Origin of the sequence: Saccharomonospora iraqiensis subsp. paurometabolica YIM 90007, from assembly GCF_000231035.2 — a bacterium.
In the GTDB taxonomy this organism is placed as follows: domain Bacteria; phylum Actinomycetota; class Actinomycetes; order Mycobacteriales; family Pseudonocardiaceae; genus Saccharomonospora; species Saccharomonospora paurometabolica.
Genome location: NZ_KI912264.1, coordinates 33,046 through 42,817, shown reverse-complemented (window position 1 = coordinate 42,817; position 9,772 = coordinate 33,046). Strand labels below are relative to the sequence as shown.

The 9,772-nt window shown below is 70.7% G+C and carries 9 protein-coding genes; all 9 read left to right on the top strand.

All coding sequences use genetic code 11. The features are described 5' to 3' along the window. Positions 1 to 137 precede the first annotated feature (137 nt). Positions 138 to 836 carry a demethylmenaquinone methyltransferase gene (locus SACPADRAFT_RS0223935; RefSeq protein WP_028662727.1) on the top strand — a complete coding sequence of 233 codons (699 nt, stop codon included), beginning with the start codon at positions 138 to 140 and terminating at the stop codon, positions 834 to 836. 10 nt (positions 837 to 846) lie between these two features. Beyond that, a complete protein-coding gene (locus tag SACPADRAFT_RS0223930) occupies positions 847 to 2,121 on the top strand; it encodes a geranylgeranyl reductase family protein (protein ID WP_007025203.1) in 1,275 nt (424 codons plus the stop codon). A gap of 677 nt (positions 2,122 to 2,798) precedes the next feature. Continuing rightward, the gene (locus SACPADRAFT_RS0223925) at positions 2,799 to 3,218 is read left to right on the top strand and encodes an NADH-quinone oxidoreductase subunit A (protein WP_007025202.1); all 420 of its coding nucleotides are present in this window, start codon (positions 2,799 to 2,801) and stop codon (positions 3,216 to 3,218) included. 7 nt (positions 3,219 to 3,225) lie between these two features. Continuing rightward, the gene (locus SACPADRAFT_RS0223920) at positions 3,226 to 3,774 is read left to right on the top strand and encodes a NuoB/complex I 20 kDa subunit family protein (protein ID WP_007025201.1); all 549 of its coding nucleotides are present in this window, start codon (positions 3,226 to 3,228) and stop codon (positions 3,772 to 3,774) included. Then, positions 3,774 to 4,547: an NADH-quinone oxidoreductase subunit C gene (locus SACPADRAFT_RS0223915; protein ID WP_007025200.1), complete on the top strand. Its 774-nt coding sequence runs from the start codon at positions 3,774 to 3,776 to the stop codon at positions 4,545 to 4,547. The genes SACPADRAFT_RS0223920 and SACPADRAFT_RS0223915 overlap by 1 nt, the downstream gene beginning before the upstream one ends. Further along, complete coding sequence (locus SACPADRAFT_RS0223910) at positions 4,544 to 5,917, top strand: NADH-quinone oxidoreductase subunit D (protein WP_007025199.1); 1,374 nt, start codon at positions 4,544 to 4,546, stop codon at positions 5,915 to 5,917. The genes SACPADRAFT_RS0223915 and SACPADRAFT_RS0223910 overlap by 4 nt, the downstream gene beginning before the upstream one ends. Continuing rightward, positions 5,914 to 6,774, top strand: coding sequence for an NADH-quinone oxidoreductase subunit NuoE (gene nuoE / locus SACPADRAFT_RS0223905; protein WP_007025198.1), 861 nt, complete (start codon positions 5,914 to 5,916; stop codon positions 6,772 to 6,774). The genes SACPADRAFT_RS0223910 and nuoE overlap by 4 nt, the downstream gene beginning before the upstream one ends. A 67-nt stretch (positions 6,775 to 6,841) precedes the next feature. After that, entirely contained in the window at positions 6,842 to 8,131 is a 1,290-nt protein-coding gene (nuoF, locus tag SACPADRAFT_RS0223900) for an NADH-quinone oxidoreductase subunit NuoF (RefSeq protein ID WP_007025197.1), read from the top strand. Then, a partial coding sequence (locus SACPADRAFT_RS29645) for an NADH-quinone oxidoreductase subunit G (RefSeq protein ID WP_040924813.1) occupies positions 8,128 to 9,772 on the top strand: 1,645 nt, incomplete at its 3' end. The genes nuoF and SACPADRAFT_RS29645, both read left to right, overlap by 4 nt.

Below are 9,772 nucleotides of genomic sequence, written 5' to 3'. Positions count from 1 at the left end.
GGCCCGGGAGACGGGCGGGACGCGGGAGGCCACGGCCGCGGGTCCCGTCCCGGGCGGGCACGGCGGCACCGGGGACTGAGCGCCGGGGCCGGTCGCGGGTGGACGGAGGTTTCACCCGCTCCGACTACACTGCGGGCATGGCCCGAGCGAGCCTGGACAAGGATCCGAACGACGTCGCGGCGATGTTCGACGACGTCGCCCAGAACTACGACCGCGCCAACTCGGTCATGACCTTCGGCTTCGACCGGCGGTGGCGCATCGCCACCGCGCAGGCCCTCGAGGCGGGCCCCGGCGAGCGGGTGCTCGACCTCGCCGCGGGGACGGGCGTGTCCACCGAGGAGTACGCCCGGGACGGGGCGTGGTGCGTGGCCGCGGACTTTTCGCTCGGCATGCTTCGCGGCGGCGCGCACCGGGGGGTGCCCAGGGTGGCCGCCGACGCGCTCCGGCTCCCGTTCGCCGACGGGAGCTTCGACGCCGCCACGGTGACGTTCGGCGTCCGCAACTTCGTCGACACCCGGGCCGCGCTCACCGAGATCGCCCGGGTGGTGCGGCCGGGCGGACGGCTGGTGATCTGCGAGGTGTCCACCCCGACCTTCGCCCCGATCCGGTTCCTGCACCGCACCGTGCTGCTACGGGTGCTGACCTGGCTCGGGCGGCGGGTGTCGTCCAACCCCGAGGCCTACTCGTACCTGGCCGAATCCATGCTGAACTGGCCGGACCAGCGCCGGTTCGGCCGGATCATCGCCGAGTCCGGGTGGGTCGGGGTCGAGTGGCTGAACCTGACGTTCGGCGTCGTGGCCATCCACCGCGCACGCAAGCCCGACGCCGGCTCGTAGACTCGCGCGCATGACTCAGGACGCCGAGGTCATCGTCGTCGGTGCGGGCCCCGCCGGATCCACCGCGGCCACCCACCTCGCCCGCGCGGGTGTGGACGTGCTGCTGCTGGAGAAGAGCGCGTTCCCCCGGGACAAGGTCTGCGGGGACGGCCTCACCCCGCGCGGGGTGAAACAGCTCATCGACCTCGGCATCGACACCTCCCCCGACGCGGGCTGGGTGCACAACCGCGGGCTGCGCATCCGCACCGCCGAGCTGACGCTCGACCTCGACTGGCCGGAGCTGACCGACTTCCCGCCCTACGGGGTGGCCCGCACCCGGCACGACTTCGACGACGTCCTCGCCTCGACGGCGGTCAAGGCGGGGGCGCGGCTGACCGAGCGCACCACCGTCACCGGCGCGATCACCGACGAGCGCACCGGGCGGGTGGTCGGGGTGCGGGCCAAGCAGGGGCCGGACAAGGAACCGGTCTCCTACCGCGCGCCGTTGGTGCTGGCCTGCGACGGGGTGTCGGCACGGCTGGCGTTGTCGGTGGGCATCGAGAAGGACGACCGCCGCCCGATGGGGGTGGCGGTGCGCCGCTACTACCGCAGCCCCCGGCACGACGACCCCTACATCGAGGGGCACCTCGAACTGTGGGACCGCCGCGATCCGGCCGAACCGAAGCTGCTGCCCGGCTACGGCTGGGCCTTCCCGCTCGGGGACGGGACCGTGAACGTGGGGCTGGGGATGCTGTCCACCTCGGCCGCCTTCCGCAACACCAACTACCGTGAGCTGCTGCGGTCGTGGCTCGACTCGACCCCCGAGGAGTGGGGCTACCGCGAGGAGAACGCCGTCGGCCGGATCGGTGGCGCGGGGCTGCCGATGGGCTTCAACCGCACCCCGCACTACCGCGACGGCCTGTTGCTGGTCGGTGACGCCGGTGGCATGGTCAGCCCGTTCAACGGGGAGGGCATCGCCGCCGCGATGGAGTCGGCCAGTCTGGCCGCCGAGCACGTCGTGCAGGCACTGGCCCGGCCGGAGGGGCCGTCCCGGGAGCGCGCGCTGCGCGGCTACCCGCGTGCCGTCGCCGACCTGATGGGCGGCTACTACCAGCTCGGCAACCAGTTCGCCCGCGCCATCGGCAAGCCCCGGATCATGCGGCTGGCCACGAAGTACGGCCTCCGGATCAGGCCGTTGATCCCGCTGGTGTTCAAGGGCATGTCCGGCTGCTACGACGCCCGCGGCGGCGACGCCGTCGACCGCCTGGTGACGGCCCTGTCCAAGGCAGCCCCCACCCCCCGCTGACCCCCACCCCACCCCGCGAGTCGCCACCACGGGCCGGCGAGTTGCCACCCCAGGCCCGCGAGTCGCCGCTCCGGGACGGCGAACCGACGCTCCAGGACGGGAGTGGGTGCGTGGTACCGGTGCGCGGTCGTCGGGCATGCACGCTCCGCAGGCCTGAGATGTCGACTCGCGGACACACAGCGGCGACTCGCGAGCCTGGGGTGTCGACTCGCGGGTGTGGAGTGGCGACTCGCGGGGGTGGAGTGGCGACTCGCGGGGGTGGAATGGCCGGGAGGCCAGTGGGAAACCTCACAGTACGCCTGTACTTTTACGGCGGTTCGACGTCCGCGCGGGGGTGTCGGCGCAGGTCTCGGCGGTGTGCGGGCGCCGGGTGCCTGCCGCCGGGAAGACTCCGACGGGCGGCGGCGCGAGATCGGGACCGTGGGGGCTAGCGACAAGTTGTGAGTCGCGTCCTACACTGCACCCATGTTTTGTGAATGGCTTCACAACCGCGTCGGCGGGTTTGTGAACTCTTTCACAAGCGAGCTCGGTTGCGTCGTGCGTGACAGAGGTGGTTGAGCACACAAGGTAAGGCGGCCCTTACTCATCAGGGTGTGGTGCAGGTCCCTTAGGGTCGCGCCCAACCGATTACTCAGATCACGTCCGTTACGCAGTGGCGCGGAAAGGATGGTGCCGCAGTGAACTCCTCGGTTTCCGCGGCAGGGGTACTGGCGCAGGGGAACGCGGATTCCGGCCTCGGTGTCTTCCTGCCACTGGTCCTGCTGTTCGGCCTGGCGCTCGCGTTCGGCCTCTTCTCGGTGCTGCTCGGACCGTTGCTCGGCCCCAGCCGCTACAACAGGGCGAAGACCTCCGCCTACGAGTGCGGCATCGAACCGTCGCCGCAGCCGGTGGTCGGCGCCGGCCGGATGCCGATCGCCTACTACGTCACGGCGATGCTGTTCATCCTCTTCGACATCGAGATGGTGTTCCTGTTCCCCTACGCCGTCGCGGCGGACTTCCTCGGGTTGTGGGGTGTGGTCGCCATCACGCTCTTCATCGCGACGTTCTTCATCGCCGACATCTACGTGTGGCGGCGCGGCGGGCTGGATTGGAACTGACGAAACCATGGGTCTCGAAGAGAAGCTCCCCAACGGAATCCTGCTGACGACGCTGGAGGGCGTGGTCAACTGGGCCCGGAAGAACTCCATGTGGCCCGCCACCTTCGGGTTGGCCTGCTGCGCCATCGAGATGATGACCACCGGCGGGTCCCGCTACGACCTCGCCCGGTTCGGGATGGAGCGCTTCAGCGCCACCCCGCGGCAGGCCGACCTCATGATCGTCGCCGGGCGGGTGACCCAGAAGATGGCGCCGGTCCTGCGCCAGATCTACGACCAGATGGCCGAGCCGCGCTGGGTGCTCTCGATGGGTGTGTGCGCCTCGTCCGGCGGGATGTTCAACAACTACGCCGTCGTGCAGGGCGTCGACCACATCGTGCCGGTGGACATGTACCTGCCGGGCTGCCCGCCCCGGCCGGAGATGCTGCTCGACGCGATCCTCAAGCTGCACGCCAAGGTGCAGGACGAGCCGATGGGCCCGCGCCGCGCCGCGCTGCGCGCGGAGAGCGGACAGCAGACGGAGATCATCCCGTCGTCGATCAAGTACGCGAAGAAGTGATGGGCATGGCTGACGACGAGACCGCACCCTCCCCGGGCGGGGAACAGTCCAGCGCCGAGCGCGCGGAGCCGGACCTGCGGCCGGAGGGCACCCAGCCCGCCGCCCCCGCCGAACCGGTGGTGGCGGGCCGGGAGCGGCACGGCATGTTCGGCGTCTCCGGAACCGGGGACACCTCCGGCTACGGCGGCCTGCGGCTGCCCGCCTACTCGCCGCCGCCCGCCGAACGGCCCTACGGCGGGTGGTTCGACGAGTTCGCCGACGAGTTCTTCGCCGCACTCGCCGACAACGGCATCCCGGCGGAGTCGATCCTCCAGGTCACCGTCGACCGCGGCGAGATCACCTTCTACGTGTCGCGCGAGCACCTGGTCGCGATCTGCCGCACCCTGCGGGACGACTCCGGTCTCCGTTTCGAACTGTGCAGCTCGGTGTCCGGTGTGGACTACGGCGAGGACGTGCCGCAGCGGCTGCACTCGGTGTACCACCTGACGTCGATGACGTTCCGCCGCCGGATCCGGCTGGAGGTCGCCCTGGACATCGACGACCCGCACGTGCCGTCGCTCGTCGAGGTCTATCCGACGGCCGACTGGCACGAGCGGGAGGCCTACGACATGTTCGGCATCGTCTACGACGGACACCCGGCGCTGACCCGGATCCTCATGCCGGACGACTGGGACGGCCACCCGCAGCGCAAGGACTACCCGCTGGGCGGAATCCCGGTGGAGTACAAGGGCGCGGAGATCCCGCCGCCCGACACGCGGAGGTCCTACTCATGACCACGAGCGACCGCATCGCCGAGAGCAGCACGGGCACCGACACCACGGCCGAAGGCGCCGACAGCGCCCGGTACGCCGACCACCGGGAGACCACCGAGGGCCGCGTCTACACGGTCAGCGGCGGTGACTGGGACGACGTGCTCACCGACGCCACCGAGTCGGAGCGCATGGTCATCAACATGGGCCCGCAGCACCCGTCCACGCACGGGGTGCTGCGGCTCGTGCTGGAGATGGAGGGTGAGACCGTCACCCAGCTCCGGTCGGTCATCGGCTACCTGCACACCGGTATCGAGAAGAACACCGAGTACCGCACCTGGACCCAGGGCGTCACCTTCGTGACGCGGATGGACTACCTCGCGCCGCTGTCCAACGAGATGGCCTACTGCCTCGGGGTGGAGAAGCTCCTCGGCATCGAGGTGCCGCGCCGTGCGCAGCTGCTCCGGGTGCTGCTGCTGGAGCTCAACCGGCTGGCCTCGCACTTCGTCTACATCGCCACCGGCGGCATGGAGCTGGGCGCCACCACGGCGATGACCCTGGGCTTCCGGGAGCGCGAGGAGGTCCTGCACCTGCTCGAACACCTCACCGGCCTGCGGATGAATCACGCGTTCATCCGGCCCGGCGGCCTCGCCCAGGACATGCCGGACGACTGGGTCGAGCAGGTCGAGGCGTTCTGCAAGGTCATGGACGAGCGGCTGCCGCTGTACGACAAGCTGTTCACCGGCCAGCCGATCTGGCGCAACCGGCTCAAGGGCGTGGGCTACCTGCCGGTGGACGCCTGCCTCTCGCTCGGTGTCACCGGCCCGGTGCTGCGTTCGGCGGGGCTGGCCTGGGACCTGCGCAAGGTGGAGCCGTACTCCTGCTACGAGGAGTTCGACTTCGAGGTACCCACCTCCACCGAGGCGGACTGCTGGGCGCGCTACCTGCTCCGCGTGGAGGAGATGCACCAGTCGCTGCGCATCATCCGGCAGGTGCTGGACAAGGTCGAGCCCGGACCGGTGATGGTCGAGGACAAGAAGATCGCCTGGCCCGCGCAGCTGTCCATCTCGTCCGACGGCCTCGGCAACTCGCTCGAGCACGTCCGCAAGATCATGGGCCAGTCGATGGAGTCCCTGATCCACCACTTCAAGCTGGTCACCGAGGGCTTCCGGGTGCCGCCGGGCCAGGTGTACGTGCCGGTGGAGTCGCCGCGCGGGGAGATGGGCTACCACCTCGTCTCCGACGGCGGGACCCGGCCGCTGCGCGTGCACGTCCGCGAGCCCAGCTTCGTCAACCTCCAGTCGATGCCCGCGATGTCCGAGGGCGGCCTGGTCGCCGACGTCATCGCGGCCATCGCCTCGATCGACCCGGTGATGGGGGGAGTGGACCGATGACCGAGTCTTCCGAGACACCGCGGAGCGGGCCGCAGCAGGCCGAGCGGACCCACGCCGCCGCGTCCGACGACGTCGACGTGCTGGCGATCTCGCCGGTGCGCGCGGACGGGATGCTCACCGCCGACACCCCCGCCGACCCGTTCGGCCCGGAGACCGAACAGCGGGCGCGGGAGCTGGCCGGGCGGTATCCGGAGTCCCGGTCGGCGTTGCTGCCGATGCTGCATCTGGTGCAGTCGGTGCAGGGGTACGTCTCCCAGGAGGGGGTGGCCTTCTGCGCCCGGCAGTTGAACCTGTCCGAGGCCGAGGTCAGCGCGGTGGTCACGTTCTACACGATGTACAAGCGCAGGCCGTGCGGGCAGCACCTGGTCAGCGTCTGCACCAACACGTTGTGCGCGGCGCTCGGCGGGGACGCGATCTACCGGCGGCTGGCCGAGCATCTCGGGGACGACGGCGAGCCGCTCGGCCACGAGCAGACGGCGGGCGAGCCGGGGGAGCCGGGCTCGGTCACCCTCGAACACGCCGAGTGCCTCGCGGCCTGCGACTTCGCCCCGGTGCTGCAGGTCAACTACGAGTATTTCGACAACCAGACGCCGGACACGGCGGTCGCGCTCGTCGACGACCTGCGCGCCGGGGAGAAACCGCAGCCGACGCGGGGCGCGCCGTTGTCCGACTTCAAGTCGGTCGAACGCCAGCTCGCCGGGTTCTTCCCGGAGGACGAGGACGTCTTCCGCTCCGATGTGGACGGTCCATCGCAGGCGGTGGAGACGGTGCGGGGCGCCCAGCTCGCGGCCGACCGGGGCTGGACGGCCCCGATGATGCCGGACAACGCGCCCCTGCCGGAAACGGAGGCGAAATGAGCGAGCATGTCATCCGTGCTCATCGAGCCGACCGGGTGCGGGTGTCCCGCAGGACACAGGAGGCGAAATGAGTGCCGATCCGCTGACGCCGGTGTTGACGAAGCGGTGGCTCTCGCCGCAGTCCTGGCGGCTGGCGACCTACGAGAAGCTCGAGGGCTACACCGCCGTGCGCAAGGCCCTGGCCGGTACGCCCGAGCAGATCGTGCAGCTGATCAAGGACGCGGGTCTGCGCGGCCGCGGCGGCGCGGGCTTCCCCGCGGGCGTGAAGTGGTCGTTCATGCCGCCCAATGAGGACAAGCCGCACTATCTCGTCATCAACGCGGACGAGGGTGAGCCGGGCACCTGCAAGGACATCCCGCTGATGATGGCCGACCCGCACTCGCTGATCGAGGGCTGCATCATCGCCTCGTACGCGATGCGGGCGCACCGGTGCTTCATCTACGTCCGCGGCGAGGCCCTGCACCCGATGCGCAGGCTGCAGGCCGCGGTGCGGGAGGCGTACGACGCCGGGTACCTGGGCAGCGACATCCTCGGCTCCGGGTTCGACCTGGACATCGTCGTGCACGCCGGTGCGGGCGCCTACATCTGCGGCGAGGAGACGGCGCTGCTCGACTCGCTGGAGGGCAGGCGCGGACAGCCCCGGCTGAAGCCGCCGTTCCCGGCCGCGTCCGGCCTCTACGCGAAGCCGACCACGGTGAACAACGTGGAGACCATCGCCACCGTGCCGTACATCGTCAGCGGCGGGGTGGACTGGTTCCGCACGATGGGCTCGGAGAAGTCGCCCGGCCCGAAGATCTACTCGATCTCCGGGCACGTCGAGCGGCCCGGCCAGTACGAGGCCCCGCTGGGCACGACGCTGCGGGAGCTGCTCGACCTGGCGGGCGGGATGAAGGACGGCATCCCGCTGAAGTTCTGGACACCCGGCGGGTCGTCGACCCCGCTGTTCACCGCCGAGCACCTGGACGTGCCGCTGGACTTCGAGGGCGCGGCCGAGGCCGGCTCGATGCTCGGCACCACGGCCGTGCAGGTGTTCAACGAGACCGTCTCGGTGCCCTGGGCGGTGATGAAGTGGACGCAGTTCTACGAGCACGAGTCCTGCGGCAAGTGCACCCCGTGCCGGGAGGGCACCTTCTGGCTGGCCAAGGTGCTGGAGCGGATGGTCGACGGGCACGGCACCGAGGAGGACATCGACACGCTGCTCGACGTGTGCGACAACATCCTCGGCCGGGCGTTCTGCGCCCTCGGTGACGGCGCCGTCAGCCCGATCACCAGCGGCATCAAGTACTTCCGGGACGAGTTCCTCGCACTGTGTGAGAGCAACCGGGCGGCCTCGCCCGAACTGGTGGGAGCATCATGACCATCGCACCCGAGACGTCCTCGGACACGCCCGTTCCCGAGGGCCACGTCAAGCTCACCATCGACGGTGAGGAGGTCGTCGCCCCCAAGGGCGAGCTGCTGATCCGCACCGCCGAACGGATGGGCACCGTGATCCCGCGGTTCTGCGACCACCCGCTGCTCGACCCGGCGGGCGCGTGCCGGCAGTGCCTGGTCGAGGTCGAGATGAACGGGCGGCCGATGCCCAAGCCGCAGGCCTCCTGCACGATGACCGTGGCCGACGGCATGGTCGTGAAGACGCAGAAGACGTCGCCGGTGGCGGACAAGGCGCAGCAGGGCGTGATGGAGCTGCTGCTGATCAACCACCCGCTGGACTGCCCGATCTGCGACAAGGGCGGCGAGTGCCCGCTGCAGAACCAGGCGATGGCGCACGGGCGGCCGGAGTCCCGGTTCCGGGACCAGAAGCGGACGTTCCCGAAGCCGCTGCCGATCTCCACCGAGGTGCTGCTGGACCGCGAGCGGTGCGTGCTGTGCCAGCGCTGCACCCGCTTCTCCGCGCAGATCGCCGGCGACCCGTTCATCGACCTGTTGGAGCGTGGTGCGCACCAGCAGATCGGCACGTCCGAGACGGCCGACGTGATCGGAGGCCTGACGAGCGATCACGGTGAACACGCTCGTTCGGGCCGACCGGGTGCGGGTGCCCCGCAGGACACCGACTCCGCCTCGCGCACCGGGGCGGGGACGCCGTTCCAGTCGTACTTCTCCGGCAACACCATCCAGATCTGCCCGGTGGGCGCGCTGACCAGCGCCCAGTACCGGTTCCGCTCCCGGCCGTTCGACCTGGTGTCCTCGCCGAGCGTGTGCGAGCACTGTTCGTCCGGCTGCGCCCAGCGCACCGACTTCCGGCGCGGTCGGGTGATGCGCAGGCTCGCGGGTGACGAGCCCGAGGTGAACGAGGAGTGGGACTGCGACAAGGGCCGCTTCGCGTTCCGCTACACCACCGCGGAGCACCGGATCCGCACGCCGCTGGTGCGCGACGCCGACTCCGGCGAACTCCGGGAGGCATCGTGGACCGAGGCGCTGCGGGTGGCCGCCGAGGGGCTGACGACGGCCCGCGACGGCCGGGGCGTCGGCGTGCTGCCCGGCGGGCGGCTGACCGTGGAGGACGCCTACGCCTACGGCAAGTTCGCCCGGGTCGCGTTGCGCACCAACGACGTCGACCACCGGGCGCGGGCGCACTCCGCCGAGGAACTGGACTTCCTCGCTTCCCGCGTGGTGGGCACCGCGCCGGAGAACGGCGGGGTCACCTTCACCGACCTGGAGAACGCGCCGACGGTACTGTGCGTGGCCTTCGAGCCGGAGGAGGAGTCGCCGCTGGTCTTCCTGCGGCTGCGCAAGGGCGCGCGGGACAACGGCGTCCGGGTCGTACACATCGGACAGTGGACGACGCCCGCCGTCGAGCGCACCTTCGGTGAGCTGCTGGCGTGCCTGCCGGGTGCCGAGGCCGAGGCGGTGGACGGACTCGCCGGGCATGCGCCCGATGTGGACGCGAAGCTGCGCACCGAGGGTGCCGTGGTGCTGGTCGGGGAGCGCGCGGCCGAGGTACCCGGCCTGTTCGGCGCACTGGACCGGCTGGCCGGGCGCACCGGGGCGCGGCTGGCCT

What these genes read in the sequence shown, in the direction of transcription:
- SACPADRAFT_RS0223935 (WP_028662727.1), top strand. Translation starts at nt 138, where the DNA reads ATGGCCCGAGCGAGCCTGGACAAGGATCCGAACGACGTCGCGGCGATG.
- SACPADRAFT_RS0223930 (WP_007025203.1), top strand. Translation starts at nt 847, where the DNA reads ATGACTCAGGACGCCGAGGTCATCGTCGTCGGTGCGGGCCCCGCCGGA.
- SACPADRAFT_RS0223920 (WP_007025201.1), top strand. Translation starts at nt 3,226, where the DNA reads ATGGGTCTCGAAGAGAAGCTCCCCAACGGAATCCTGCTGACGACGCTG.
- SACPADRAFT_RS0223915 (WP_007025200.1), top strand. Translation starts at nt 3,774, where the DNA reads ATGGGCATGGCTGACGACGAGACCGCACCCTCCCCGGGCGGGGAACAG.
- SACPADRAFT_RS0223910 (WP_007025199.1), top strand. Translation starts at nt 4,544, where the DNA reads ATGACCACGAGCGACCGCATCGCCGAGAGCAGCACGGGCACCGACACC.
- nuoE (WP_007025198.1), top strand. Translation starts at nt 5,914, where the DNA reads ATGACCGAGTCTTCCGAGACACCGCGGAGCGGGCCGCAGCAGGCCGAG.
- nuoF (WP_007025197.1), top strand. Translation starts at nt 6,842, where the DNA reads ATGAGTGCCGATCCGCTGACGCCGGTGTTGACGAAGCGGTGGCTCTCG.